General features: G+C 71.4%; 24 protein-coding genes. 10 read left to right on the top strand and 14 right to left on the bottom strand.

From position 1 onward, the window contains the following. Positions 1–49 precede the first annotated feature (49 nt). Complete coding sequence (locus ACN9MP_RS12540; RefSeq protein WP_426320644.1) at positions 50–1,252, bottom strand: protoporphyrinogen/coproporphyrinogen oxidase; 1,203 nt, start codon at positions 1,250–1,252, stop codon at positions 50–52. Next, positions 1,245–2,303 (bottom strand): uroporphyrinogen decarboxylase, encoded by a 1,059-nt coding sequence (gene hemE / locus ACN9MP_RS12535; protein WP_426320642.1) that lies wholly within the window; start codon positions 2,301–2,303, stop codon positions 1,245–1,247. The genes ACN9MP_RS12540 and hemE overlap by 8 nt, the downstream gene beginning before the upstream one ends. A gap of 17 nt (positions 2,304–2,320) precedes the next feature. On the opposite strand from hemE, the gene ACN9MP_RS12530 reads away from it, so the two are divergent. Beyond that, positions 2,321–3,571 carry a glutamyl-tRNA reductase gene (locus ACN9MP_RS12530; protein ID WP_426320641.1) on the top strand — a complete coding sequence of 417 codons (1,251 nt, stop codon included), beginning with the start codon at positions 2,321–2,323 and terminating at the stop codon, positions 3,569–3,571. A 410-nt stretch (positions 3,572–3,981) separates the two neighbouring features. Here the strand turns inward: ACN9MP_RS12530 and ACN9MP_RS12525 are convergent, their stop codons facing one another. The 3 genes from ACN9MP_RS12525 to ACN9MP_RS12515 all read right to left on the bottom strand — a co-directional run bounded on the left by ACN9MP_RS12525 (position 3,982) and on the right by ACN9MP_RS12515 (position 7,597). Next, complete coding sequence (locus ACN9MP_RS12525) at positions 3,982–4,797, bottom strand: ZIP family metal transporter (RefSeq protein ID WP_426320640.1); 816 nt, start codon at positions 4,795–4,797, stop codon at positions 3,982–3,984. 72 nt (positions 4,798–4,869) lie between these two features. Continuing rightward, positions 4,870–6,462, bottom strand: coding sequence for an AMP-binding protein (locus tag ACN9MP_RS12520; RefSeq protein WP_426320638.1), 1,593 nt, complete (start codon positions 6,460–6,462; stop codon positions 4,870–4,872). A 49-nt stretch (positions 6,463–6,511) separates the two neighbouring features. Continuing rightward, the gene (locus ACN9MP_RS12515; protein WP_426320637.1) at positions 6,512–7,597 is read right to left on the bottom strand and encodes a Glu/Leu/Phe/Val dehydrogenase dimerization domain-containing protein; all 1,086 of its coding nucleotides are present in this window, start codon (positions 7,595–7,597) and stop codon (positions 6,512–6,514) included. A 243-nt stretch (positions 7,598–7,840) separates the two neighbouring features. On the opposite strand from ACN9MP_RS12515, the gene ACN9MP_RS12510 reads away from it, so the two are divergent. Continuing rightward, the gene (locus ACN9MP_RS12510; protein WP_426320635.1) at positions 7,841–8,323 is read left to right on the top strand and encodes a YbaK/EbsC family protein; all 483 of its coding nucleotides are present in this window, start codon (positions 7,841–7,843) and stop codon (positions 8,321–8,323) included. A gap of 123 nt (positions 8,324–8,446) precedes the next feature. Then, the gene (locus ACN9MP_RS12505; protein WP_426320633.1) at positions 8,447–11,599 is read left to right on the top strand and encodes a M14 family zinc carboxypeptidase; all 3,153 of its coding nucleotides are present in this window, start codon (positions 8,447–8,449) and stop codon (positions 11,597–11,599) included. A gap of 73 nt (positions 11,600–11,672) precedes the next feature. On the opposite strand, the gene ACN9MP_RS12500 is transcribed toward ACN9MP_RS12505, so the two are convergent. Further along, a complete protein-coding gene (locus ACN9MP_RS12500) occupies positions 11,673–12,497 on the bottom strand; it encodes an IclR family transcriptional regulator (RefSeq protein WP_426320631.1) in 825 nt (274 codons plus the stop codon). A 100-nt stretch (positions 12,498–12,597) separates the two neighbouring features. On the opposite strand from ACN9MP_RS12500, the gene hutH reads away from it, so the two are divergent. The 3 genes from hutH to hutI all read left to right on the top strand — a co-directional run bounded on the left by hutH (position 12,598) and on the right by hutI (position 17,276). Then, positions 12,598–14,145, top strand: coding sequence for a histidine ammonia-lyase (gene hutH, locus ACN9MP_RS12495; RefSeq protein WP_426326011.1), 1,548 nt, complete (start codon positions 12,598–12,600; stop codon positions 14,143–14,145). Between the two features lie 100 nt (positions 14,146–14,245). Then, on the top strand, positions 14,246–15,976 hold the full coding sequence (gene hutU, locus ACN9MP_RS12490; protein ID WP_426320629.1) for a urocanate hydratase: 1,731 nt from the start codon (positions 14,246–14,248) through the stop codon (positions 15,974–15,976). Continuing rightward, positions 15,969–17,276: an imidazolonepropionase gene (gene hutI / locus ACN9MP_RS12485; protein WP_426320627.1), complete on the top strand. Its 1,308-nt coding sequence runs from the start codon at positions 15,969–15,971 to the stop codon at positions 17,274–17,276. Before hutU ends, hutI begins: the two co-directional genes overlap by 8 nt. 79 nt (positions 17,277–17,355) lie before the next feature. Here the strand turns inward: hutI and ACN9MP_RS12480 are convergent, their stop codons facing one another. From ACN9MP_RS12480 to ACN9MP_RS12460, 5 genes are all read right to left on the bottom strand, one after another. Continuing rightward, positions 17,356–17,826: a SixA phosphatase family protein gene (locus tag ACN9MP_RS12480; RefSeq protein ID WP_426320625.1), complete on the bottom strand. Its 471-nt coding sequence runs from the start codon at positions 17,824–17,826 to the stop codon at positions 17,356–17,358. Further along, complete coding sequence (locus ACN9MP_RS12475) at positions 17,823–18,719, bottom strand: agmatinase family protein (RefSeq protein ID WP_426320623.1); 897 nt, start codon at positions 18,717–18,719, stop codon at positions 17,823–17,825. Before ACN9MP_RS12475 ends, ACN9MP_RS12480 begins: the two co-directional genes overlap by 4 nt. A gap of 37 nt (positions 18,720–18,756) precedes the next feature. Beyond that, the gene (locus ACN9MP_RS12470) at positions 18,757–19,107 is read right to left on the bottom strand and encodes a gamma-glutamylcyclotransferase family protein (protein WP_426320622.1); all 351 of its coding nucleotides are present in this window, start codon (positions 19,105–19,107) and stop codon (positions 18,757–18,759) included. 87 nt (positions 19,108–19,194) lie between these two features. After that, positions 19,195–20,466 (bottom strand): DUF445 domain-containing protein, encoded by a 1,272-nt coding sequence (locus tag ACN9MP_RS12465; protein ID WP_426320621.1) that lies wholly within the window; start codon positions 20,464–20,466, stop codon positions 19,195–19,197. 2 nt (positions 20,467–20,468) lie between these two features. Then, a complete protein-coding gene (locus ACN9MP_RS12460; protein WP_426320619.1) occupies positions 20,469–21,671 on the bottom strand; it encodes an acyl-CoA dehydrogenase family protein in 1,203 nt (400 codons plus the stop codon). On the opposite strand from ACN9MP_RS12460, the gene ACN9MP_RS12455 reads away from it, so the two are divergent. Beyond that, positions 21,670–22,677, top strand: coding sequence for a TIGR00341 family protein (locus ACN9MP_RS12455; protein ID WP_426320617.1), 1,008 nt, complete (start codon positions 21,670–21,672; stop codon positions 22,675–22,677). The genes ACN9MP_RS12460 and ACN9MP_RS12455 overlap by 2 nt on opposite strands. A gap of 51 nt (positions 22,678–22,728) precedes the next feature. Here ACN9MP_RS12455 and ACN9MP_RS12450 read toward each other — a convergent pair whose 3' ends face one another. After that, positions 22,729–23,484 (bottom strand): alpha/beta fold hydrolase, encoded by a 756-nt coding sequence (locus ACN9MP_RS12450; RefSeq protein WP_426320615.1) that lies wholly within the window; start codon positions 23,482–23,484, stop codon positions 22,729–22,731. Between the two features lie 47 nt (positions 23,485–23,531). Then, positions 23,532–24,029, bottom strand: a complete 498-nt coding sequence (locus tag ACN9MP_RS12445) for a MarR family winged helix-turn-helix transcriptional regulator (protein ID WP_426320613.1) — start codon at positions 24,027–24,029, stop codon at positions 23,532–23,534. A 177-nt stretch (positions 24,030–24,206) separates the two neighbouring features. Between ACN9MP_RS12445 and ACN9MP_RS12440 the strand changes: the two genes are divergently transcribed. Further along, on the top strand, positions 24,207–24,554 hold the full coding sequence (locus ACN9MP_RS12440; protein ID WP_426320611.1) for a hypothetical protein: 348 nt from the start codon (positions 24,207–24,209) through the stop codon (positions 24,552–24,554). 28 nt (positions 24,555–24,582) lie between these two features. Further along, positions 24,583–25,002 carry a pilus assembly protein CpaE gene (locus ACN9MP_RS12435; protein ID WP_426320609.1) on the top strand — a complete coding sequence of 140 codons (420 nt, stop codon included), beginning with the start codon at positions 24,583–24,585 and terminating at the stop codon, positions 25,000–25,002. 3 nt (positions 25,003–25,005) lie between these two features. Here the strand turns inward: ACN9MP_RS12435 and ACN9MP_RS12430 are convergent, their stop codons facing one another. Further along, a complete protein-coding gene (locus ACN9MP_RS12430; RefSeq protein ID WP_426320607.1) occupies positions 25,006–26,214 on the bottom strand; it encodes an MFS transporter in 1,209 nt (402 codons plus the stop codon). A 373-nt stretch (positions 26,215–26,587) separates the two neighbouring features. Between ACN9MP_RS12430 and nrdH the strand changes: the two genes are divergently transcribed. Next, positions 26,588–26,821, top strand: a complete 234-nt coding sequence (gene nrdH / locus ACN9MP_RS12425) for a glutaredoxin-like protein NrdH (RefSeq protein WP_109210303.1) — start codon at positions 26,588–26,590, stop codon at positions 26,819–26,821. Position 26,822 lies beyond the last annotated feature (1 nt).

The raw sequence follows: 26,822 nt of genomic DNA, 5'->3' as shown, positions 1-26,822 counted from the left end.
AGATCTCCTGTTCTGGCGAGCCGGGCAGGCCGCCGAGCGGCGCGCGGGCTCAGCGGGCGAGGAGGTCGGCGGCGGTGCGCTCGGCGTGCGCGACGATGCCCGCGAGGCCCGAGCCGGCAACGGTCTCGCCGACCATGATGGTGCCGGACGGGACGGATGCCGCGTCCGGCCGTATCCAAGAGACGCGAGCTGCGTCCACCACGACCGGCAGGCGAACGCCGAGCAGCACCTCCGCGTCCGCGCGGGCGGCGGCCACCGGGTCCGCCGGCGTCCGGTCGTAGGACAGCCGCACGACGTGGCGGCGTCCGGCGGCCTCCCGCAGCCACTCCCACTTCGCAGTGGCGTGGGTGAGGGCGCGGGCGGCCACCGGTGCCCCGGCGGCCACGAGCAGGCCGGTGCCCCGGGGCGCGGCATCCAGCTCGTCCTGCTCCACCACGAGGGTCACCAGGTCGATGCGACGCCCCGGCGCCGCGGGGGCAGCCACGCCCGGCGCGGCGACGATCGCGGTGCCCTCGAGCCCGCCGAGGTCGCCGACGCGCGAGCCCAGGCGGATCACGCCGCCGTGCCGCTCGAGGTCGTCGGCCAGCCCCGGCACGAGCCGGTTGACTCCGCCGCGGATGCCCGCCACGGCGGCGCCCGGGGGAGCGGCGGCCCGGAGGCGGGCTACCGCACCGCTGAGTGAGCCGGCGCTCACGACGGCGTCGGCGAGTGCCGGGTGCGCCCTCGCGATCGGCAGTTCGTCGGGGTGCTGCGAGTGCACGCCGTGGACCACCGGAGCGACGAGCCGGTCGAGCACGTCGTCGCCGAACCGGTCGCGCACCAGCGCCCCGAGGGTCGCCGGCACGGCGTCGACGGGCCGGGCGTCGAACTCGGCTGCTCGTTCGGCGGCCGCGAGACCGACCACGCGCACCACATCCGGGGCGAGCGGATCCGAGGGGATGCCGAGAAGCGCGGTGGCGGGCAACGGCACCGCGTCGCCGGCGGCGGGCTGCAGCCAGGCCGGCCTGGGGGCGGGAGCGACGATGTCATCGTCAAGGCCGAGCTCTTCGAGGAGCGCCGCCACCGCACCGCCGCGCACGGCGAAGCTCTCGGCACCCGCGTCGAGGGCGAGACCGCCGACCTCGTGCCGCGCGACCGTGCCGCCGAGTCGGTCCGACGCCTCCCAGACGGTGACCGCGGCACCGGCGGCGGCCAGCCGGCGCGCCACGACGAGTCCCGCGACACCGCCGCCGACGACGGAGAAGTCACCCATGCGCGTGGACGAACTCCACGATCCGGGTGAGCACGGCCGGGTCGGTGTCGGGCGGGACGCCGTGGCCGAGGTTCAGCACGTGGCCGCGGGCGGATCGGCCGCGCTCGAGCACGTCGAGGATGTGCGCCTCCAGCACCGGCCAGGGCGCCCGGAGGAGGGCCGGGTCGATGTTGCCCTGCACCGATACGCCGGAACCGAGTCGCCGCACCGCTTCGTCGAGCGGCAGGCGCCAGTCGACGCCCACGGCGTCGACGCCGACGTCGCGCATCGCCGCGAGGAGCTCGCCCGTGCCGACGCCGAAGTGCACGAGGGGCACGTCGAGGCCCCGCACGGCGTCGAGAGCCCGCACCGAGAACGGCGCGACATGACGCGTGTAGTCGGCGAGGCTGAGCGAGCCGGCCCACGAGTCGAAGAGCTGCCCGGCCGACGCGCCGGACTCGATCTGCGCCGCGAGGAAGGCGCCCGTGATGTCGGCGCACCAGGTGAGCAGCGCCGCCCAGGTCTCGGGATCGGAGTGCATGAGCGCGCGCGTGCGGAGCTGCTCCTTGGACGGCCCGCCCTCGACGAGGTACGACGCCAGTGTGTAGGGGGCGCCGGCGAACCCGATCAGTGGAGTCGAGCCGAGCTCGGCGACGGTGAGCGCGACCGCCTCGCGGATGGGCGCCAGCGCTTCGGTTTCGAGCGGCGGCAGGGCCGCGACATCCGCCGCCGTCCGCACCGGGTGCTCGAGTACCGGGCCACGACCGGCGACGATGCGCACGTCGACACCGGCGAGCCGCACCGGGATCACGATGTCGCTGAAGAAGATGCCCGCGTCGACGCCGTGGCGACGCACCGGCTGCAGCGTGATCTCGCTGGCGAGCGCGGGATCGAGGCAGGCGTCGAGCATGTCGGTGCCGACCCTCAGCGCCCGGTACTCGGGCAGCGAACGACCCGCTTGCCGCATGAACCAGACGGGAGTCCGTTCGGGGCTCTCGCCGCGATACGCGCGTATCAGGGCGGGGGGATCGTTTCTCTGGACAACGGAAGGGTGAGAGTCATGCAAAGACACACGTTAAGATTAGAGTCGTGCTCCTCTGTCTGACCGCGAACCATCGGAACGCGAGCCTCGACGTCCTGGAGCGTCTCTCCGTGGGGGCGCCCACGGCCACGCGGGCGCTCGTCGACGACGAGATCTTCGTGTCGGGCGCCGTCGTGCTCGCGACCTGCAACCGGTTCGAGGCCTATCTCGACATCGATGAGCCGCTCACCGGCGGCGAGGTCGTCGCGGTCGAATCCGTCGTCGAGGCGATGGCGCAGGCCTCCGGCGTCTCGCCGGATCTGCTGCGCGCGTCCGTCGCCGTGCATTCGGGAGCGGATGCTGCCGCCCACCTGTTCGCCGTCACCAGCGGACTGGAGTCGATGTCGGTCGGCGAAGACGAGATCTCCGGTCAGGTGCGCCGCGCTCTCGATGCCGCACGCGACGAGGGCATGACCAGCGGCGAACTGGAGCGCCTGTTCCAGAAGGCCACCCACACCAGCCGGGGCGTGCGCAACCGCACCCAGCTGCGCGGTGCGCACCGCTCGCTCGTACGACTCGCCCTCGAGCTGGCGTCGAGCCGCGTCGCCGACTGGTCGGCGGCGAGCATCGTGCTGGTGGGCACGGGCAAGTACGCCGTCCGCACCGTCGAGGCCTTGCGCGCCCGCGGCGCCGGTGACATCAACGTCTTCTCGCCCTCGGGTCGCGCCGAGGCCTTCGCGGCCAAGCACGGGCTGATTCCCGTCGACGATTTCGCCGCCGCCGTCGCCGGCGCGACCGTCGTGATCACGTGCACCGCCGATGCCGTGGTGCACGCCGACGCCTTCATGCCGGGGCATCGCGTGCTCGTCATCGACCTGGGTCTTCCCCGCAACGTCGACCCCGCCGTCGGCGCGGTCGAGGGGGTCGAGCTGCTCGACCTCGAGACGATCCGCCTGCACGCTCCGCTGGAGCAGTTCTCCGCGCACGCCGACGCTCGCGCGATCGTCGGCGACGCCGCGACCGAGTTCCACGCCGATCGTGAGGCGGGCCCAGCGATCACCGCGCTTCGCGGCGAGGTGCTCAAGACCGTCGAGGCCGAGATCGCCCGCGCACGCGCGCGGGGCGCGGGCGACGAGGTCGAGGCCGCCTTGCGCCACCTCGCGGGCGTGCTCCTGCACAAGCCGTCGGTGCGCATCCGCGAGCTCGCCGTCGAGGGACGCATCGACGAGGCCCGCGCCGCCCTCGGCCTGCTGCACGGCCTGACGATCGACGCGTCGGCGCCCGCCGCCGGCGAAGAGGGTCTTCCGGCGACCGCCTGATCCGGCGCCGGCTCGCCGTCACCTGCCCCGCTCGTCCGCCGCCCGGGGCTCACGCCTGGCAGCCCCCGACAGGTGAACCGGCGCTCCACAGGACCGATTCGCGCAGAGACGTCCTGTGCAACCCCGGTTGACCTGTGGAAGCGCGAACGACGGATGCCGCCACCCCGGCACACCTGCAGCCCAGCCCCCGACAGGTGAACCGGCGCTCCACAGGACCGATTCGCGCAGAGACGTCCTGTGCAACCCCGGTTGACCTGTGGAAGCGCGAACGACGGATGTCGCCACCGCGCTCGCCATGGACGAGTCGACGACGGGTTCTGAGCGACCGGCCGACGTACCGCGGGATGCCGCGATCCCGCGGGCGAGGTCAACGTTGCACGTGCGCGGATGCCCCGACTGCGAGCCCAAGCTCAGCCGCTGAGTTCGTGCAGCAGGAACGCCGCGAGGAAGCCGATCGTCGCCCAGAGGCCCGTGAGCGCGTGCTGCTCGTCGAACGCCTCGGGGATCATGGTGTTGCACACCATCGCGAGCAGGCCGCCGGCGGCGATCGTCGTGATGAGCGCGATCAGGCCGGGCGACGCCGATTGGAAGGCGACGTACCCGAGCACGGAGGCGATGACCGTGATGAGCGCGATGCCGCTCCACAGCAGTGCGACGTACCGTGCGCTCGAGCCGCCGCGCTTCAGGGCCGCGGTCGACCCGAGGCCCTCCGGGAAGTTGCTGATCGCGATCGCCGCGACGATCGGGATGCTGATGCCGCCCTGCAGCACCGACAGACCCATGACGATGGACTCCGGGATGCCGTCGATGAGCGCTCCGACCGCGATCACGAGGCCTGCGCCGCCCACCGCCTGCGCTCCGGCGCGACGCGCCACGATGTTCGCCGGGATCTGGTCGCCGTCCGAGAACTCCGTGCTGGTCGCCCCACCGGTGGACGGGGGAGACGCCGCGCGCTTCTTGCTGCGCCGCGAGATCAGCTGGTCGGCGACGATGTAGATGATCGCGCCGCCGAGGAACCCGACCGTCGTGGGGATCAGCCCGCCGTCGTCGGCCGCCTCCTCGACGAGTTCGAAGGCGAGCGTGGAGATGAGCACGCCGGCGCCCACCGCCATGATGCCGGCGACCACGCGCTGCGGGATGTCGACGAACCAGGCGACCGCCGCGCCCACGAGAAGCGTGCCTCCGCCGATCAGACCGCTGAGGGCTGCGAGCCAGAGTCCTTGCATGCGGTCAACCTAGCGGGCGGGAACACGGATGCCGCGGCGAAACGCGTCGGCGAGGCATCCGTTGCCGCGCTCTCAGGCTGTCGCGGCCTCGCGCGCTCGCAGGTCCTTTCGGAGGATCTTGCCGGAGCTCGACTTGGGGATCGCGTCGATGAACTCGACCCGGCGCACCTTCTTGTGGGGTGCCACCTGCCCGGCGACGAAGCTCATGACCTCGTCCTCGGTCAGTCCCGAGTCCGGCGCCGGCACGATGAAGGCCTTCGGGATCTCCTGCCTGTCGTCGTCGAGCACACCGATGACCGCGGCATCCATCACCTTCGGGTGGCTGAGGAGAAGCGCCTCGAGCTCGGCGGGGGCGATCTGGTAGCCCTTGTACTTGATGAGCTCCTTCACGCGGTCGACGATCGAGAAGTAGCCGCCCTCGTGATACACGGCCACGTCGCCGGTGTGGAGGAAGCCGTCGGCGTCGAGCGTCTCGGCGGTCGCCGCCGGCTGGTTCAGGTAGCCGAGCATGACGTTCGGGCCCTTCACCCAGATCTCGCCGGGCTTCGTGAGGCCGTCGGGTCCGATCTCGGTGATCTCCTCGCCGGTCTCGGTGTCGACGAGCTTGTTCAGCGTGTTGGGCAGCATGACGCCCACCGAGCTCACCGGGATGTCGGATCTGTCGCTCGGCATCGCATGCGACACCGGGCTCAGCTCGCTCATGCCGTAGCCCTGCATCATGCGCGCGTGGATGCGTCGGCCCGCGGTCTCGGCCGTCTCGCCGTCGAGTGGGGCGGCACCCGAGAACACCGTGTGCACGCTCGAGATGTCGAACCGGTCGACGATGGGGTGCTTCGCGAGGGCGACGGCGATCGGCGGGGCGATGTAGAGGTAGGTGCACTGGAACCGCTGGATGTTCGTCAGGAACTCCACGAGGTCGAACTTCGGCATCGTCACGAGGCTCGCGCGCTGCCGCAGCGCCAGGTTGAGCAGTACGGTCATGCCGTAGATGTGGAAGAACGGCAGCACCGCCAGCACCCGGTCGGTCGCGGCGAGGTCGAGCGCCACGCGGCACTGGGCGACGTTCGCGACGAGATTGCGGTGCGACAGCATCACGCCCTTCGGCACGCCGGTGGTGCCGGACGAGTAGGGCAGCACGGCGAGGTGCGTCGCCGGATCGAAGGACACGTCCGGGGCAGGCGCGCCCTCGCCGAGCATCTCCCGGAGGTTCGGATGACCGTGGGCGCCGTCGAGCACGATCACGCGGTCGTGCGGGATGCCGACGGCCTCCGCGGCGAGCTGGGCCTGGGGAAGCAGCGGGCTGACGGTCACGAGCCAGGTGGCCCCGGCATCCCGCAGCTGCTTCTCGATCTCGCCAGCGGTGTACAGCGAGTTCACGGTCGTCACCGTGGCGCCCGCACGCACGATGCCGTGGAAGACCGTCGCGAACACCGGCAGGTTCGGGCACAGGAGGCCCACGACGGTGCCGACGGTGACGCCTCGCGCAGCGAGCGCGCCGGCGAAGAGGTCGACCTGGGTCCGGAGCCCGCCGTAGGTGGTCTCTGCGCCGGTGGCCGGATCGATGAGCGCGACGCGGCTCAGCTCCTCCTCCGTCAGGGTCGAGAAGAGGTACTCGTAGACGCTGAGCTCGGGTATCTCCACATCGGGGTGCGGGCTGGTGAACACCGGATCTCCTTCGATCGGGCCGGGGGATGGGCGGCCGGGCGGTCCCGGCTCAGCGCGCGAGGGCGGGCTGACGACCTCCGGCGGCGAGACGCTCGGCGGCGAGGCCCTCGGCGGCTTCGAGCGGTGTCACTCCGCGGACCTCCGCCTCGTCGAAGATGCGGCGCACGGTGTCGCCGATCTGCCCGACGCGCTCCATGATCGCGGTGCGCGAGCCGAGGTGCTTCGCCTCCAGGTCGAGGTAGATGACGCCTCCCGCGTTCACCACGAAGTCGGGGGCGTAGAGGATGCCGCGGCCGGCCAGTCGCTCGGCACCGCTGTGGTCGGCCAGCGGGTTGTTGGCGGGTCCGCAGACGGCCTTGGCGTCGAGGGCGTCGATCACCTCGTCGGTGAGGAGTCCGCCGATGCCGGCGGGGACGAAGACGTCCGCGGGAACGAGGTGCTCCTCGCCCGGGGCGATCCAGTGCGCGCCGAGCTGGGTCGCGAGGTCGCGCTTGGAGGGGTTGACATCGGTGACCGTGAGGTGGGCGCCCTCCGCAGACAGGCGGACCGCCAGCCGGCTCCCGACCTGGCCGAGTCCCGAGATCGTGATGCGGCGCCCTTCGACGTCTGCGGAGCCGGCGACACGCTCGAGGGTGGCGCGGATCGACTCGTAGACGCCGAGGCTCGTGGGCCCGGCCGGCTCGCCCGAGCCGCCGACCGCGTCGGGAAGGCCCACGACGTGCTCGGTGCGCTCGCTCACGATGAGCATGTCGTCCGTCGTCGAGCCGACGTCCTCCGCCGTGCGGTAGAGGCCGTGGAGCGACTCGACCGCGTCGCCCAGGTCGAGGAATGCCGCGCGGCGGCGGTCGGCGTCGAGCATCGTGCCGGGCGGCAGTGCGATGACGGACTTGCCGCCGCCGGCGTCCAGCCCGGCCGCCGCGTTCTTCAGCGTCATGGCCGCCGACAGGCGGAGTGCATCGCCGAGGGCGTCGCTCCAGTGGGGATAGGTCCACAGGCGTGCGCCGCCGAGTGCCGAGCCGAGCACCGACGAATGGAGCGCAACTGCGATGAACAGGCCGCTGCGCCGCCCGGTGATCACCTCCACGCGCTCGTGCGAGAAATCGGGCAAGGGCAGAGAGGGCACAGTGTGCGTCATCGCGATACTTCCTTCGGCGGGCCTCGTGGGCAGTGCGCTGCGGACGACGCGGCGTTGCGGCATCCGCTCTCATTGCACACCGGTTCGCCGGAATGTTCAACCGGTCCCGCGGCGAGTGGGCACATTGCGCCCTCACCGGAGGGTCCGGTGCGCACCGCTCAGCACAGTGCATGCCCCGTCGACGGGTTGACGGGGCGTCGCCCGGGGAAGATCGCCACCGACCCGCGTCGTTAGGCTGAAGCCGTGACAGCCCCCGCCTCGCTTCCCGCCCGCAGCCGCCTCGTGCACGACGCCATCAGGGCGGTGGGCATCTCCGGCGACATCGTCGTGCTTCCGGATGCCGCCTCCACCGCGGCGCTCGCAGCCGAGGCGCTCGGGGTCGATGTCGGCGCCATAGCGAACAGCCTCGTGTTCCACAGCGACGGCGCACCGCTCCTCGTGATGACGAGCGGCGCCCACCGCGTCGACACGAAGGGGCTCGCGGAGCGGCTCGGCCACGTGAGCATCCAGCGTGCCACGCCCGAGCAGGTGCGGGAAGCCACCGGCCAGGCGATCGGCGGCGTCGCCCCGACGGGGCATCCGTCGCCGCTGCGCACCGTCGTCGACGAGGATCTCGCCCGCTATCCCCAGATCTGGGCCGCGGGCGGCACGCCGCACACCGTCTTCCCGATGACCTACGAGGAGCTGCTGCGCCTCACCGGAGGGACGGTTCTCAAGGTCGACTGATGACTGCGCGCAGACCGCTTGACGGGTGCGGGTGCGAGGGGTAGACAGGGGTCGGCCCGTGTCGGCGCGGACGTGGGACTCCAGCGCCACCCGGCATGGGCTCGCGTGTAAAAGGGGTTGCGCATGATCCGTCAGCTCGCCGTCGCCACGACCACAGCAGTGATCCTCGCGGGTCTCGCCGTGACACCCGCCTTCGCGAGCCCCGAGCCACCGCCGCCTCAAGCCGACGACGTGCTCGCCGTGTACACCGGAACAGTGGATGCGGCGGGTCTCGCGGCGATCGCCGACTCCGGCGTCGACCGGCACGAGATCGTGACGTCGGCCGGTGACGAGCCCGGCGAGGTCGAGGTGCAGGTGATCCTGAGCGCCGGCAAGGCAGCGGAGCTCGCGGCGGCCGGAGCGAGTCTCGAGCGGAAGCAGCCGGCGGCGCAGCGGCGCTCGCTCGTCGCGGGGGACGGCGTCTTCCGTCCGTACAGCGGGGAGGGAGGCCTGCTCGAGGAGCTCCAGCAGGTCGCCGCGGCGCACCCGCAGATCGCGGACTTCCGTGTCATCGGGCAGACCACCCAGGGCAAGGACATCGGAGCCGTCCGCGTCACCAAGAACCCGCAGGGCCAGAACCTCGGCGTTCGCCCGACCACCGTCTATGTCGGAGCCCAGCACGCACGGGAGTGGATCACCCCGGAGATGGTGCGTCGTCTGCTGCAGTACTTCGTCACCTCGTACGGCTCCGACCCGAAGATCTCGAACCTCGTGGACACGACCGAGCTGTGGTTCGTGCCGGTCGCGAACCCCGACGGCTACGACTTCACCTTCGAGGACGGCTGGCGCCTCTGGCGCAAGAACCTGCGCGACAACGACGGTGACGGCGTCATCACCACCGCCGACGGCGTGGACCTGAACCGCAACTTCCCCACCCGGTGGGGCTATGACAACGAGGGCTCCTCGGCAGACCCCTCCAACGACACCTATCGTGGCCCGTCGCCGGCCTCCGAGCCGGAGACGCAGGCGCTGGACGGGCTGTTCGCCGACCTCACCCCGCAGTTCCTGGTCAACTACCACTCGGCGGCCGAACTGCTGCTGCACGGCATCGGCTGGCAGGTGGCGACGCCGTCGCCCGACGACGTGATCTACGAGGCGATGGTGGGCGACGACGCGAAGCCGGCGGTGCCCGGTTACGACCCCGACATCTCGGCCGAGCTGTACACGACGAACGGCGACACCGACTCGCACGCGCAGGAGGCGTACGGCGTCCTCGGGTTCACGCCGGAGATGGCGACCTGCCAGACCGCCTCGGACTCGGTGCCCGACGACCAGTGGAACGCCGAAGACTGCGAGAGCGTGTTCAACTTCCCCGACGACGAGGGGCTCATCCAGGCCGAGTTCCAGAAGAACGTCCCGTTCGCCCTCGCCGTCGCCGAATCGGCGAAGGACCCGGACGACCCGGTCTCGGTGGTCGGGCGCGACGCCGAGGACTTCCGCGTGGATTCCTTCTCGGTGTCGTACGGCGACCCGCAGACGGTGGCGGTGTGGGCCAAGCACGATCTGCGCAAGAAGCAGATGAGCTACCGGATCAACGGGGGGAAGACGACGTCGGTGCCGGTCCACGAGTGGCAGGGAGGCGAACGGTACGGAGCCGAGAACACCGACTACTACGGCGAATACCGTGGCGTGGTGACGGGTGCCGAAGCCGGCGACAGCGTCGAGGTGTGGTTCACCGGGAGACCCGGCGGCAAGGACAACGCCGGCCCCGGTGCCAAGGTGATCGAGAGCGAGCACTTCACGTACGAAGTGGCGCAGGACACCGGCAACTCCGTGCTGGTGATCGCCAACGAGGACTACACCGGTGCCAGGAACGCCGGAGAGCCGCCTCACGCCGACGGGCCGAAGTATCTCGACGAGCACGTCGAGGCGCTCGAGGCCAGCGGGATCACCCCGGACGTCTGGGATGTCGACCAGAGCGGGGTACCGCACGACCTCGGAGTGCTCAGCCACTACGACGCCGTCCTGTGGTACCTCGGCGACAACCGGCTCACTCAGGACGAGGACGACCTCCTCACCGAGACGTACGCGGGCCCCTTCCCGGACCTCTCTGTGGCCGAGCGCCAGCAGTACCTGACGATGGCGGTGAGGGACTTCCTCAACGAGGGCGGCAAGCTGGCCCTCGACGGCGAGACGACAGCGTACTACGGCTTCCTCGCCGGGACGATCGGCGGCATCTACTACGGGCTCGACGGTGCTCCCGACCAGCAGTGCGTGGTGACGTCGGACATCTTCTCCGATTGCCTGCTGCTGGCGGACGACTTCACGCAGTACTGGCTGGGCGCCTACGACCGGAACCAGATCTCGGGGGCGGGGATCAGCGGCATCGCCGACCCGCTCGAGGGCGTCGACGCCCGCTTCGGCGGACCGGCGGTCGAGGACAACCCGGTCGACGAGGCCGGCGACCTGACTGCGACGAGCGACGTGCTCCCCGTTGAGCAGTTCCCGCAGTTCGAGAGCTGGCCCGCGGCCGAGTATGAGAACCCGTCCGGTCCGTTCATCCCCGTCGGGGGCGAGTGGGCCATGTTCGCCTCGCACGTGGACGACGCCTATCAGCGGCTCTCCCGCACGTACACCGTTCCCGAGCTCGAGGCCGGCCAGACCGCGGCGTTCACCGCGCAGTTCTCCTACGCGACCGAGCTGGGGTACGACCACGTCATCGTCGAGGCCCGCGTGGCCGGCACGGAGGACTGGACGACGCTGGTGGACGAGCGGGGCGGGACGACGAGCGCCGCTCCGTTCGAATGCGAGGCGGGCTTCCTGCTCGCGGAGCACCCGTGGCTGACGCACTACCTCACGCCCGGCAATCCGTGCGCGTCGACGGGCGACACGGGGGCCTGGAACTCCTTCACCGGCAGCTCGGGCGGCTGGACCCCGGTCTCGTTCGACCTGTCGGGCTACGCCGGCGAGGACGTCCAGATCGTGATCAGCTACGTGACCGATCCGTTCTCCGGCGACGTGGGCCTCATGGTCGACGACACGGCGCTCGTGATCGACGGCACCGCCACCGAGACCGAGGGCTTCGAGACCGGCACCGGGGCATGGGAGGTGCTCGGCGCACCGGAGGGCAGCGCCGGCAACGCGAGCGACTTCGTGCGCTATGACGCGGTCGGACCGTTCTACAGCGCGACGGCGACGCCGGACACGCTGATGTTCGGCTTCGGTCTCGAGCAGCTGGAGACCGACGCCGAACGGGCGGAGGTGGTCGCGCGGGTCCTCGCGCACTTCGGGGGATGAGCCGCATCCTCGCCGGTGGCGCGGGGGACCACCGCCCCGAGGGTCCGGCGCGACCCTTCCGGCGACGTCGGCGTCATCCGGATCCCCGCGCGGCCGGCTTCGCGCCGCGGATGCGCCGCCCGAGTTCTCCCGCGGCGGGACGGAGAAGGTTCGCGAGCTCTTCCGGATCGCGCGTGTCGCCGGCCGGATAGGTGACGGCGATCGCGGCGATCGGCCAGCCGACGTGATCGAGCACCGAGGCCCCGACCGAGCCCAATCCGATGGTCACCTCGCCGTCTTCGAAGGCCCAGCCCCGCTGACGCACACCGCGCAGCAGGTCGCGCAGCTCGCTCGGTCGCCGCGGCCCCCTGCCGGTGCGGTCGGCGAAGGATGCGGCATCCGGGAACAGCGCCCGCACCTGCTCACGGGGAAGCGCGGCGAGCATCGCCCGGCCGGTCGCCGTCAGGTGCGCGGGAAGGCGCACCCCGACGTCGGTCACGAGCGCAGGCCGGCGGGGCGCGCGCTCCTCGACGATGTACAGGACGTCGCGGCCGTGCAGCACGGCGAGGTGCGCGCTCTCGCCCGCGCGGTCGACGAGCTCCGCAAGCACCGGGCGTCCGAGGCGAGCGAGGGGCTCCTGACGGGAGTAGCCGCCGGCGAGCTCGAACGCCGCGATGCCGAGCCCCCACCGCCGGTCCTCGGGAAGGTGCACGACGAAATGGTGCTCTTCGAGCGTCGCCAGGAGGTGGTACACGCTCGACCGCGGGATGCCGAGTCCCGTGGCGATCGATCGCGCCGGCACCGGCCCGCGCTGCCGCGCCAGGAACGACAGGATCCGCAGCGTCTGGTCGGCGGCGGGCACCTGCGGGCGCACGGACTGGCCGGGAGAACGCGGAGCGACGGCAGAAGTGTCTGGCATGACAGACACAGGATGCCACGACCCGGTGTCGCGCGGCATCCCCCCGGTGTGGAATCGGAGCATGACCCTGAGGCTCGAGCACGCAGGCAGCGCCCATCTCATGGATGAGACGCCCGTCGTCACCGTGGGCGCGGCTCCGCTCCGCCCCGAGGACGTCGTCGCGGTCGCCCGGCACGGCGCCCGTGTCGCGGTCGCCCCGGAAGCGCTCGCGGCGGTGGCGCACGCCCGCGCGCTCGTCGAGGGGCTCGCCGACGATCCCGAGCCGCACTACGGCATCTCGACGGGCTTCGGCGCGCTCGCCACCACGTTCATCGCACCCGAGCGGCGGGTGCAGCTGCAGGCGAGCCTGATCCGCTCGCACGCCGCCGGCACTGGTCCGGAGGTCGAGCGGGAGGTCGTCCGCGCGCTGATGCTCCTGCGGCTGCAGACGCTCGCGACCGGCCACACCGGTGTGCGGCCGGTCGTCGTCGAGACGTACGCGGCCATCCTCAACGCCGGCATCACGCCGATCGTCCGCGAATACGGGTCGCTCGGCTGCTCAGGCGACCTGGCGCCGCTGTCGCACGTAGCGCTCGCCGCCATGGGCGAGGGACGCGTGCGCGGCCCCGAGGGCGAAGAGCTCGATGCGTCCGAGGCGCTGGCCGCGGCATCCATCGTCCCGCTCGTCCTGCGTGAGAAGGAGGGGCTGGCGCTCATCAACGGCACCGACGGCATGCTGGGGATGCTGCTGCTCGCGCTGCACGACCTCTCGGTGCTGCTCGACACGGCCGACGTCGCCGCCGGCATGTCGGTCGAATCGCAGCTCGGCACCGACGCCGTCTTCGCGGCCGACCTGCAGGCGCTGCGCCCTCAGACAGGTCAGGCCGTCTCGGCCGCGAACCTGCGAGCCGTGCTGGCGGGATCCCCGATCGTCGCGTCTCATCGCGACCCGTCGGTGTGCACGCGCGTGCAGGACGCGTACTCGCTCCGCTGCTCGCCGCAGGTACACGGTGCCGCGCGCGACACCGCAGAGCACGCGCTGCTCATCGCGTCGCGAGAGCTCGCCTCCGCCGTGGACAACCCGGTCATCACCGACGACGGGCGCGTGGAGTCCAACGGCAACTTCCACGGCGCGCCGATCGCGTACGTGCTCGACTTCCTGGCGATCGCGGTCGCCGATGTCGCGTCGATCTCGGAGCGGCGCACCGACCGCGCGCTGGACCCCGCCCGCAGCAACGGCCTGCCCCCGTTCCTCGCCGACGAAGTGGGCGTGGACTCGGGGTTGATGATCGCCCAGTACGCCGCGGCGGGGATCGTCGCGGAGCTGAAGCGACTCGCGGTGCCGGCATCCGTCGACTCGATCCCCTCCTCCGCGATGCAGGAGGATCACGTCTCCATGGGGTGGGCCGCCGCCCGCAAGCTGCGTCGCGCCCTCGACGGGCTGTCGCGGGTGCTCGCGATCGAGGTGCTGACGGCGTCGCGAGCCCTCGACCTGCGGGCGCCGCTCGAGCCCGCTGCGGCGACCGGCGCCGTGCACGACCTCGTGCGCACCGTGGCGGGCGGGCCGGGACCCGACCGCTTCCTGTCGCCCGAGATGGAGGCGGTGACCGGGCTGGTCGTCTCCGGCGCCGTGGCGGCCGCGGCTCGGGGCGCGGAGAGTGGCCGATGAGCGGAGATCAGCCGATCAGAGGACGGATGCGGCGGATGTCTCCTCGAATCTGCAGATCTCCTCGACTTTGCACGTACCGAACTCGCGAAGGAGCGTAGACATGACCACCTCGATGGATGCGATGACCGAAACGGCCCGCGGCCTGGGCGATCGCGCCGTCCGCGCCGCGCGCGGCCCAGAGCGCACGGCGAAGAGCTGGGGCGCGGAGGCGGCCAAGCGCATGCTCATGAACAACCTCGACCCCGAGGTCGCCGAGCACCCCGAAGACCTCGTGGTCTACGGCGGCACGGGGCGCGCGGCCCGTTCGTGGGAGGCGTTCGACGCCATCGTCCGTACCCTCGACGAGCTCGAGCCCGACGAGACCCTGCTGGTGCAGTCCGGCAAGCCGGTCGGCGTCTTCCGCACGCACGAGTGGGCGCCGCGCGTGCTCATCGCCAACTCGAACCTCGTCGGCGATTGGGCGACCTGGCCCGAGTTCCGGCGGCTCGAAGAGCTCGGCCTCACGATGTACGGCCAGATGACCGCCGGCTCGTGGATCTACATCGGCACGCAGGGCATCCTGCAGGGCACGTACGAGACGTTCGCCGCTGTCGCGCGCTCGCTGGCAGAAAAGAGGGGGACGGATGCCGCGACCGCGAGCCTCGCCGGAACCCTCACCCTCACCGGTGGCGCCGGCGGCATGGGCGGCGCGCAGCCTCTCGCCGTCACGCTGAACGGGGGAGCGGTGCTCATCGTCGACGTCGACGAGTCGCGCCTCGCCCGCCGCGTCGAGCACGGCTACCTCGACGAGTACACGACCGATCTCGAGCGGGCGCTCGCGCGCGTCGTCGCTGCGAAGGACGCCGGTGAGGCCCTCTCGGTGGGAGTGGTCGGCAACGCGGCCGAGGTCTTCGGCGACGTGCTGCTCCGGCACCGCGCGGGCGAGGTGACGGTCGACATCGTCACCGACCAGACAAGCGCCCACGATCCGCTGGCGTACCTGCCGGTGGGCGTCGCGTTCGCGGACTGGAAGGCCGAGGCATCCCGTGACCCGGAGGCCTTCACCGCACGCGCCCGCGGCAGCATGGCCAAGCACGTCGCCGCGATGGTGGGATTTCAGGATGCCGGAGCCGAGGTGTTCGACTACGGCAACTCCATCCGTGCCGAGGCGCAGCTCGGCGGCTTCGACCGGGCGTTCGCATTCCCCGGCTTCGTTCCCGCGTACATCCGCCCGCAGTTCGCCGAGGGGCGCGGACCGTTCCGCTGGGTCGCGCTGTCAGGCGACCCCGACGACATCCGCAAGACCGACGAGGCCGTCAAGGCGCTCTTCCCCGACGACGCCGGGCTGGTGCGCTGGCTCGACAAGGCCGGTGACGCCGTGCACTTCGAAGGCCTGCCTGCGCGCATCTGCTGGCTCGGCTACAAGGAACGGCACCTTGCGGGCCTGAAGTTCAACGAGATGGTCGCCGCCGGCGAGCTCTCCGGGCCCATCGTGATCGGTCGTGACCACCTCGATGCGGGCTCGGTCGCATCCCCGTACCGCGAGACCGAGGCCATGGCGGACGGCTCGGACGCCATCGCCGACTGGCCGCTGCTGAACGCGCTGCTCAACACCGCGAGCGGCGCGGCGTGGGTCTCGATCCACCATGGTGGGGGCGTGGGCATCGGCCGCAGCATCCATGCCGGGCAGGTCACCGTCGCCGACGGCACACCGCTGGCCGCCGAGAAGCTCGAGCGCGTGCTCACCAACGACCCCGGGACCGGTGTCATGCGCCACGTCGACGCCGGGTACGACCGGGCGAAGGAGGTAGCCCGCGAACGCGGCCTCACCATCCCGATGCTCGATGAGTGACCGGACGGATGCTGTGACCGCGACGCTGATCACGAACATCGGCGAGCTGACCACCAACGTCGACCGCGACGGCGACGCGCTCGGCACGCTGCACGACGCCGCCGTGCTCATCGAGGGCGACCGCATCGCCTGGGTCGGCTCCGCCTCCGCCACCCCCTCCGCCGCTCTCTCCGCCGCTGGACCGTCCGCCCCACCCTTCGACCGTGAAACCCCACCGGTGCGCCGAGACCGTGGGGCCTCTCCCGGGTCTCGTCCCCCCGGTGTCGTCTCGCCGGAAGCCGGGAGGCTCGAGGTCGTCGATGCGGGGGGCCGGGCCGTCATCCCGGGGTTCGTCGACAGCCACACGCACCTCGTGTTCGGGGGCGACCGCGCCGACGAGTTCGAGGCGCGCATGACCGGTGCGCCGTATGCCGCAGGGGGCATACGGCGCACCGTCGCGGCGACCCGCGCCGCGACCGACCAGGAGCTGCGCGAACGCCTGGCCGCCTTCGTGGCGGAGCTCCACGCGCAGGGCACGACGACGTTCGAGATCAAGACCGGCTACGGACTCACCGTCGCCGACGAAGAGCGGCTCGCCCGCCTCGCCGCCGAGGTGACGCCGGAGGTCACCTACCTCGGCGCGCACGTGGTCCCCGCCGAGTACGCCGACCGCCGCGAGGAGTACGTCGACCTCGTCTGCGACGGGATGCTGCGTGCCTGCGCCCCCCACAGCCGCTGGGTCGACGTCTTCTGCGAGCGCGGCGCGTTCACCCCGGAGGAGTCGCGCCGGATCCTCGCGGCCGGCGCCGCACACGGCCTGGAACCCCGCGTGCACGGCAACCAGCTCGGGCCCGGCGAGGGCGTGCGGCTGGCGGTGGCGATGGGCGCGGCATCCGTCGATCACTGCACGTATCTCGACGACGCCGACATCGATGCGCTCGCCGGGTCGGGCACCGTCGCCACGCTGCTGCCGGGCGTCGAGTTCTCGACGCGCCAGCCGTATCCCGACGCGCGCCGGCTGATCGACGCGGGGGTCACGGTGGCTCTGGCCAGCGATTGCAACCCGGGGTCGAGCTTCACCAGCTCGATGCCGCTCATGATCGCGCTCGCCGTGCGAGAGATGGGCATGTCTCCTGCGGAAGCGGTCTGGGCTGCGACGGCCGGCGGCGCCCGCGCGCTGCGGCGCGACGACGTGGGCTGCCTGGTGCCGGGCGCGCGTGCCGACCTCGTGATGCTCGATGCTCCGACCCGCGTGCACCTCGCGTACCGGCCGGGAGTGCCGCTGGTCCATACCGTATGGGTGGGCGGCGTCGCGGCCTGATCCAGCCACCGGGCGTGCGCTGCTCGCCTGTCACGGTCTGCCGCGCGGCTCGGCACTTCGAGGCAGGGGAACGCCGCCGTCAGTGGGGGGTGGCGAACGTCCAGTCGTCGGGGTCGATCCCGGTCGCGACATCCCAGTCGTCCGCCGACCAGGTGAAGGTGGCGACCGCGCACGTCGGCATGTGGGCGATGTCGCCGTCGGACAGCCGCGCGGCGAGCACGCTCATGCCCGGGTCGTGTGCGACGACCACCACCGCGCCGGCGCCCGTGGCAGCCGCGGCGCCGAGGATCGATCCGGCCGGTGCACCGTACAGCTCGGGGTCGAGCGACACCGGGATCTCCAGTTCGGCGCCGAAGGCCTCGGCGGTCGTGCGCGCGCGCAGGGCCGTGCTCGAGAGGATCACGTCGGCGGCGAATCCGCTCGCGCGCAGCCGCGCGGCCATGCGCGGCGCATCCTGCATGCCGCGGTCGTTGAGCGGCCGGTCGTGGTCGTCGAGACTCGGATCGCCCCAGTCCGACTTGGCGTGACGCACCAGTGCGAGACGGATCATGCCGTCCTCTCTTTCGTGGCCTTGCCGGCCAGCAGCTCGAGCACGCACAGCGCGGCGAGCCGGACGGTGCGCCCGTCCGGGGCGTCGGCGGTCGCATCGACTTCCGCGATGTCGGCGCTGTGCACCCGCGCATCGGCGGCGATGGCGCGCACGAGCGCGCGCAGCTCCCAGGCCGCCAGCCCGCCGGGCACCGAGGCGGGACACCCGGGCGCGACCGAGCGGTCGCACACGTCCACATCGATGTCGAGATGGATGCTGCCGCCGCCCGTTCCGGCGACCTCCAGCGCCTCGGCGACGACGTCGTCGGCACCGCGACGGCGAAGGTCGTCCAGCGTCACCACCGTGATGCCGAGGTCGGCCGCGCGCTGCGCGTACGCCGCGGAGTTCGCGAAGTCGGCGATGCCGAGCTGCACGACGCGCTGCGCGTCGAGGCCGTCCTCGACGAGCCGGCGCACCGGCGATCCGTTCGAGACGCCGTCGCGCAGGTCGAAGTGCGCGTCGATCGTGATGAGGCCGTCCGCTTCCGCGCCCTGCGTCACCGCGTACGTGATGGAGTTGTCGCCGCCGAGCGCGATGACGAGGTCGGCTCGTTGCCGGAGCGCCCCGATCGCGGCGCGGACGGATGCCTCGCCCGCCTGTCCGTCGGGCTCGTCGATGTCGCCCGCATCCGCGATGCGCAGCGCCTCGCCGAGGTCGATCGCGGGCGGTCCGACGAGCGTCGGGCTGTAGCGACGCAGCGCCTCGCGGACCGCGCCGGGCGTCGCATGCGCCCCCGTGGGGGACAGCGATGTGCGGAAGGCGGGGACGCCGAGGATCGCGGCATCCCACCCGCCCTCGTCGATGGGGGGCCACGCACCGGCGCGCGGCCACAGGGGATCGCGGGGAAGCCTCACGGCCCCGAGGTTACCGGAGCACCCGCCGACGCGGCGGTCACGCCGCGACGTAGACCCAGGCGGATCGCCCGCTGGCGAGCACGACCGCGATGCGCCGGTTCAACGCGAGCTGGAACTCGTCCGCCGCATCGAGCTCGTCCTCGGTCACTTCGACCGCCTCGCCCACGACCTTGTCGAGCGGGTTGCCCGTCTCGCGCACGATCGGATGCACGGACAGCCCCGACAGATCGTCGACGCGCGGGTCCGCGATCTCCGCATAGTCGACCGTGTAGCCGGGGAGCACATCGGCCTCGCCCTCCAGAAGGCGCCCGAAGGTGTCGAGCTGCAGATCCGCCTGTCGCAGGGAGGAATAGGTGAACAGGAGCTGGATGGACGAGTCCTCGGGCACGGCATCAGGCTAATCCCGGAGGAATCCGCCGTCCCCGCCCGTCATGGACATTTAACACAGCGTGTCGCCCGCCACCGTGCGGCGACGTCAGCCGAGGAGCGCGTGAGCGATCGTGAAGATGGCGACGCCGGCGAGCGCCCCGACGATGGTGCCGTTCAGGCGGATGTACTGCAGGTCGCGGCCGACCATCAACTCGATCTTCTCCGTGGTCTCCACCGGGTCCCAGCGCTCGACGGTGTCGGTGATGATCGACGCGATGTCGTGCCGGTAGCGGTCGACGAGGAAGACGGCGGCGTCGGTGACCCACGAGTCCACCCGGTGCTGGAGCGAGGCATCCGTCGTCAGTCGCTCGCCGATCTCGGCCAGCGCCTGGGCGGCCCGCCGCCGCAGTCCGCTCTGAGGATCCGCCAGCGAGCGCAGCAGGCCGGCTTTGGCGGTCGTCCACGCCTCCGCGGCGAGCTCGCGCACGCGCGGGCTGTCGAACAGGGCGAGCTTGGCGTCCTCGAACCGCCCGATCGTCGCGGGATCGTGCTGCAGGTTGTCGGCGAGCCGCGTGAGGTATCCGTCGATCGCGATGCGGGCCGGATGCCGCGGATCGGCCCGGATCGCGGCCACGAGCTTCACCGCCTCGTTGTAGACCGTGTCGTCGACGAACCGGTGCGCGACCGATGGCACCCACGCGGGGAGACGGCGCGAGACGAGGCCGGTGAACGCCGCCTTGTTGGCCTCCAGCCACGCGGCGATGGTGTCGGCGACGAGATCGACGGCGTTGTGGTGGCCGCCGGTCTCGATGATGCGGCCCAGCCACGCGCCCACCGGCGGACCCCAGTCGGGAGCGATGAGGTGCTCGCGGGCGAGCTCCTCGATGACGTCGCGCACCTCTTCGTCGCTGAGCGCCTGGAGCACGCCGGCCGCCATGAGAGAGGCCTCGGCCGCGACCCGCTCGGCGTGCTCGGGCGTGCTCAGCCACTCGCCGAGGCGCGCGGCGATGGCGGTCTGCTCGAGCTTGGTGCGCACGACGTCGCCACGGAGGAACTCCGTCTCGACGAACTCGCCGAGGGTGCGGCCGATCTCGTCCTTGCGGCTCGGGATGATCGCCGTGTGGGGGATCGGGATGCCCAGGGGATGACGGAACAGCGCCGTCACGGCGAACCAGTCCGCGAGCGCGCCGACCATGCCGCCTTCGGCAGCGGCACGCACGTATGCCAGCGCCGGAATCTCCTGCTGGAACGCGAACGAGAAGGCGAACAGCACGGCCATGAAGACGAGCGCGCCCAGCGCGACCCCCTTCATGGTCCGGAGCCCGCGCCGGCGCTCCTGGTCGGCGGGGCTCAGCAGCTGGGTCGGAGTGCGCGGCATGCTCAGTCCTCCACCGGCCCGAGCCACGCCGTGGCGACGGTCGAATGGGCGGATTCCGGATCCGAGGGATGGAACAGGCCCGCCAGCACATCGCGGTAGAGCCGGCTGAGTTCGTTCCCCGAGAAGTACGACGACCCGCCCGCCACGAGGACCGCGTCGTCGACGATCGACTTGGCCGACGCCACTGCGCGGTGCTTGACGCCCGCGAGCAGTGAGAACCAGCGCGCGCCATGGTCGGCGAGTTCATCGACGTCACCGGCGAGGGCGGCGATCTGCGGGGGCAGTGCGTCGTAGGCGAGTGCCATGCCCGCGATGCGCCAGCGGATGTCGGGATCCTGACTGTAGGCCTTGCCGGTGCGCTTCGAGGTGCGCCGGTTCGCGGCGGCGACCGCGAGATCGAGTGCGCGCCGGGCGATGCCCGTGTACACCGAGGCGAGCAGCAGTTCGAACACGCTGAAGATGGCGAACACCAGCGGGTCGGGGTTGGGACCCGGTGGGAGCCGCCGCACCACGCGGTCGGCCGGCGCGACGGCGTCCCGCAGCTCCGTGGTGCGCGACTGCGTGCCGCGCATGCCCAGGGTGTCCCAGTCGTCGCGCACGACGACGCGGCCGGCCTCGACCTCCGAGCGCGGCACGAAGGCGTAGACCATCCGAGGTGCGTCCTCCGACGACGTGTCGAGACCGTGCAGTCCCAGCTGGGTCCACACCGGCGCGAGCGACGTGAAGATCTTGATGCCGGTGAACGAGTAGCCGCCGTCGGGGAGGGGGGCAGCATCCGTCCCGCTTCCGAACAGCACGAGGTCGTTCCCCGCCTCGCTGATCCCGAACGCGAAGACCTCGCCGGCCGCGGCGCCCTCCTGCACGAAGCGCAGCGATCCGATGCCGCGATCGGCGAGCACCTTCGCCACCCCCGTCCAGACCAGGTGCATGTTGATCGCGAGCGCCGTGGCCGGGGCCGCACCGGCGAGCCGCTGCTGGAGCACGGATGCCTCGGCGAGACCGAGTCCGCGGCCGCCGAGTTCTTCGGGCACCAGGATGCTCAGGTATCCGGCGTCCTTCAGATCCGCGAGGTCGTCGCCGGGGAACGTGTTCTCGCGATCGTGCACGGCCGCCCGCTTCCGGAAGCGCTCCAGCAGTGCGTCGGGGAGGATCTCGTCCGGGTCGAAAAGGGTCACTACGCCATTCTTACGCCATGATGTGCGCATGGCGACGCTCTCGCAGATGCTGCAGACGCTGATCCCGCCGACGCAGCGGCAGACCGCGGCGGAGGTCACCGAGGCGCTCGACCTGGGTTCGGGCGACCGCGCGGGCAAGCGGAGCGGCTTCCTCATCATGCTGACGCTGGCCGGGATCATCGCCATCGCCGGAGTGCTCACCGACTCGACCGCGACGGTGATCGGAGCGATGATCATCGCACCGCTGGGCACCCCCATCCTCGCCATCGGGCTCGGCATCGTCACGGGCCATCTGAGCCTCGTCGTGCGATCGATCCTGTGGGTGCTTCTCGGGCTGGTGATCGTCGTCGTGCTGGGCCTGGCCTTCTCGATCTTCGTCGCCACCCCCGAGAGCCTCGAGACGAACTCGCAGGTGCTCGGTCGCACGTCGCCCAGCTTCATGGATCTCATCGCCGCCCTCGCCACCGGCTTCGCGGGCGGCTTCGCGATGTGCCGCCGGGACCTCAGCGCCATCCTGCCGGGCGTCGCGATCGCGATCTCGCTCGTGCCGCCGCTCGGCGTCGTCGGAGTGTGCGCGGGGCAGGGGCTCTGGAACGACGCCCTCGGTGCGCTGTGGCTCTTCCTGTCGAACGTCGTGGCGCTCGTGATCGCCGGCAGCATCGTCTTCACCGTCGCCGGGTACGCCAGGGACCCGGGGTCGTCGCCCGTCGCCAACCGACGGCGCGCGTACGTGATCGTCACGGTGCTCGCGGTCGTCATCGCCGTCCCGCTCGCGGTCAACTCGGTGATCTCGGTCGCTCTGTCGCGGTGGTCGGTCGCCATCCAGCAGGTCACCGGCGACTGGCTGGAGGCGAGCGACGGCGCACGCGTCTACGGTCTGAACTGGTCGGGCACGACTGCGACTGTCGAGGTGACCACCGACGACGGCACGACACCGTCCGTCGACGACCTGAAGGAGTCGCTCTCGCGCGTCGTACCCGCGTTCGTCGGGGTCGTCCTCGATGTCGGCCAAGGGGTGGAGATCGCCGTCCAGTAGGCGTGGGCCGGCGCTGCCCGCGCGGCAGGCGGCGCGGCGTTCCGGCGGGCGTCAGCCCAGGGCTTCGAGGAGTGCGGCGATCGTCGCCTCCGGTGCGTCGCGATGCGGAGAGTGGCCGGCGCCCGCGATGACCGAGACGCTGAATCGGGGGTTCGGCGCGACGGCGGCCTCTGCCGGCTTGCCGCGGAAGATCGAGTACACCGCGGGATCCGACGCGATCACGTGGGTCGGCACCTCGACGCGGAGAGCGGCATCCGTCACATCCCAATCCGGGTTCTGGGCGCTCGTCTGCTCGACCGCCCATCGGCTCGCCTGCTGGGCCGACAGGGCCTTCAGCTCGATGTCCTGCGAGTGCCAGTGCGGGTGCTCGGCACGCACGGCCGCCTGCGAGGGATCTTCGAACGAGCGGGTCTGGCTGTCGCGTACGATGCCGCGGTCGCGGTCGGTGAGCGCGATCGCGGGGTCGATCAGGATCAGCCGGCGCGTCCACGTCGGATCACCCGCGGCGGCGAGGACGGATGCTGCGCCCCCGAGCGAGTGGCCGACGACCAGGTCCCACGGGCCCCGGTCGCCCCGGACGGCTGCCACGTCCGAGCCGTAGGCGGCGAGCGTGTAGTCGAGCGTGCGCGGAGCGGTGCCGTGACCGCGGAGGTCGACGGCATCCGCTCGCCACCCCGCGTCGGCCAGGGCGACGCCGTAGCGCCACACGAGGGCGCCGTTCGACCCGAGGCCGTGGATCAGCAGCGCACAGCGCGAGGCGCCAGGATCGCCCCAGGACAGACGGGGCAGGGTCACGGGGGAGGGCATGGGCTCAGCCTAGGCGTGCGGCGATGCCGACGCCGGACGCGACGGGATCAGGCGACGCCGTCGAGCGCGTCCGCGATCTTCGCCAGGACGGTCGCCGCGAACTCGGCCTCGTCCTCGGGAAGCCCGTCGATGACGTCGACGATGGTGGAATGGTGCGCCGCGAACGCCTCGTCCACCCGCTTCACCGCCTCCGCGGTGGGCACGAGGAAGTGTGCGCGGCGATCGGTCGGGTGCTGCACGCGTGTGACGAACCCGCGCGCGACGAGTCGCTCCACCACGTTGGTGACCGTCGCGCTCGAGGTGTCGAGCATCAGGATGAGGTCTTTGGGGCCGAGGTCGCGCTGGTCGCGGAGACCCTGTACCAGGTAGCGGAGGGCGGTGAGGTCGGTGCTCGACAGGCCCGACTCGCGCACCGCGCGCTCGGACTGGCGGCGCTCCGACTGGCGGAAGTGCAGGATGGCATCGCTCAGGCGCTGACCCGCCGGGCTCTGCGGCTGCCGTGCGTACAGGTGCTCGTTCTCGTGGCGTACGACGCTCTGGGGCATGGACGTCCTCCTCACTCCGCGGCTGCGTCGTGGGCGCGTCACGCGATGTCATACCGTCCCTACCATACTATGTCGCGGGTTGTGATGGCTACTACATTGCACAAATACTGTGATACCTAGTTACTGTGATTGACACCTGGTGACGGATACGTCGCCGCCGCGCACAAGGAGGAAGACATGGCACACCTGTACTACGGGGCGGACTGCCGTCCCGTCGAGATTCCCGACCGTGTGCTCGCCCACGTCAAGGTCGTGGCAGCGACCAAGTTGCGCCGCGGCGAGAGCTTCATGCTCACCTGGCGCCATGACGGCGAGGCCGGCGGCCGCACCTCGCTGTGGATGCAGCCCTCGATCCCGCTGCGGTTCGTCTTCGACGCCGCCGAGCCCGAGACGCTCGATGCCGAGTATCTGCGCGAGCTGGCCAACGAAGCGACCTCGAGCCGCGGCATCGTCCTCGAGTGGGACGACAGCGAGCCCGTCTCGGCGCCGGCGGAGGCGCGGCCCGTCAGTGCGGTCGCGGCCTGACCGGCGGCAGACGGGTCAGAATGGTGGGGTGATCTCCACGGATCTGGCCCTCGCCCTGCGCGACGCCGGACTGGTGTGGCACCCGCGCTCGGGTGACCGGTTCCAGCTCGACGAACCCGAGTTCGAAGCCGACATCTTCACGGTCAGCGAGATGACGATCGAGCCGCGCGAGTATCCGACCGGACGCATCCTGGCTTTCAACGGCACGACGGAGTGGGCGCTCGACTCGGTCGCCCTCGAAGATGCGCTCTGGCTGCCGCACGAGCACCAGCTCAGGGAGCTGCTCCGTGGGGCCTTCCGCGCACTTCGTCGCCTGCCCGACACCCACGAAGTGGAGATCGCCCTGCGCGCCGCTGAGGGTGGCGACGAGACGCTCGTGTTCGAGCATCCGGAGCCGTCCGACGCCTACGCGCTCGCCGTGCTCGAGCTGCTCCGACGGCTCGCCTGAGCCTCAGGTGATGACCGGAACGGGCTCCGTGTCGGGGAGGGGGCTCGCGCCGCGCACCCGCAGGTCGGGAAGGCCGCGGACGAACACGATGGCGACGAGGAGTCCGACAATGCAGAAGGCGGCCGCCGAGGCGTAGGCGGCGGTCACGCCCCCGGAGCCGTCGATGAGGAAGCCGGCGACGGCCGAGCCGGCGGCGGCGCCGATGAGCTGGCCCGTTCCCACCCATCCGAACGCCTCAGCGGTGTCGCTGAACCTGACGCTCGCGGTCGTCACCGCCGACAGCACGGCGAGAGCGGGCGCGATGCCGATGCCGGCCACGAACAGCGTCGCGCCGATCCACCAGACGTTGAGCCACGCCGTCGTGAGCGCCAGGCCGACGGCCACCACCGTCAGGCGCCGTGCCATCGCCCACCGGCCCATCGGCAGGTGGCCGAAGGCCAGGCCGCCGGCGAGGCTGCCGACCGAGAAGACCGCCAGCACGAGACCCGCCTCGAGGCCGCCGTGCTCGAACGTCGCCACGACGCTGGCCTCCACGGCCGCGAACGAGCCGATCAGCAGAAAGCCGATGACGGTGGCGAGCAGGATCGGCGGACGCGTCAGCACCTTGCCGAACGACCGCTTGCTGCGCGGGATGCGCACCCGGCCGACCTCGGGGGAGAGGATGAACCACGTGCCGCCCGCGACGAGGATCAGCACGACCAGCACGAGGCCGACCACCGTGCCGGCCTGCGTGGCCACGAACGTGATGAGCACGGGCGCCAGGATCCAGATGACCTCCTGCAGCGACGCGTCGAGCGAGTACAGCGCCGTCAGCTGCGTGGAGTTGACCATCTTCGCGTAGATCGTGCGTACGGCGGCGACGATGGGCGGCGTCGACGCCCCCGCGATGAAGCCGAGCACGATGTAGACGGGCACGGGGGCGACGAGGAAGGCGATCGACGAGAGGGAGGTCGCGCTGACGGCCGTCGTCAGGGTGAGGACCCGCCGCATGCCCCATCGCCCCATCCAGCGACTGGTGACGGGGCCGGCGAGCGCCTGGCCGATCGAGACCGCCGCGAGCACGACGCCGGCAGCGCCGTACGAACCCGTGATCCCCTCGATGTGCAGAAGGATCACGAGGCTGATCATCCCGTTCGGGAAGCGTGCCGTCAGCTGCGCCGCGATGATGCGGGCGACCCCGGGGGTGCGAAGAAGTTCCCGGTAGCCTGCCACCTCACAACGTTACGTCACGCGTCGCGCGGGCAGAGACGGGCCCGGGTGGTCCGCGACACGCCGAGGCGCTTCTCCACAGGCGAATCCGATGTCGGACCCCTCGGCTACCGTCACGCCTGTGGACGGATGCCGTCGTGGCGTTCGAAAGCCGCGTGATCCAGCCGTTTTCCGAGGCGTGCAGGCTGTGGATGAATCCGTGGACAACCTGTGTTGTACATGGGGAGAACGGTGGAAAATCACACCGATGTAACTACTAGCCCTTGTGGTGCTATCGAATGTCGGTACCCATATGTAGTATTGGACTCCCGGTGGGGGGTCTACCGGAAATCACGCCGGATGCCACCGGGGGAAGCACTGAGGAGACGGAATCGACATGGCGATCACGGTTTACACGAAGCCCGCGTGCGTGCAGTGCACGGCCACCTACCGAGCCCTCGATTCCAAGGGGATCGAGTACGAGATCCACGACCTCTCGCAGGACCCGGCGGCCCTCGAGCAGGTCAAGGCGCTGGGCTACCTCCAGGCGCCGGTCGTCATCACCGATGAGGACCACTGGTCGGGGTTCCGTCCCGACAAGATCGACGAACTCGCCTCGCGACTGGCCTGAC

It is taken from the genome of Microbacterium sp. E-13, assembly GCF_049912955.1.
In the GTDB taxonomy this organism is placed as follows: Bacteria; Actinomycetota; Actinomycetes; order Actinomycetales; family Microbacteriaceae; genus Microbacterium.
The sequence above is the reverse complement of the archived record's forward strand: the minus strand, read 5'-3'. Positions and strand labels throughout refer to the sequence as shown.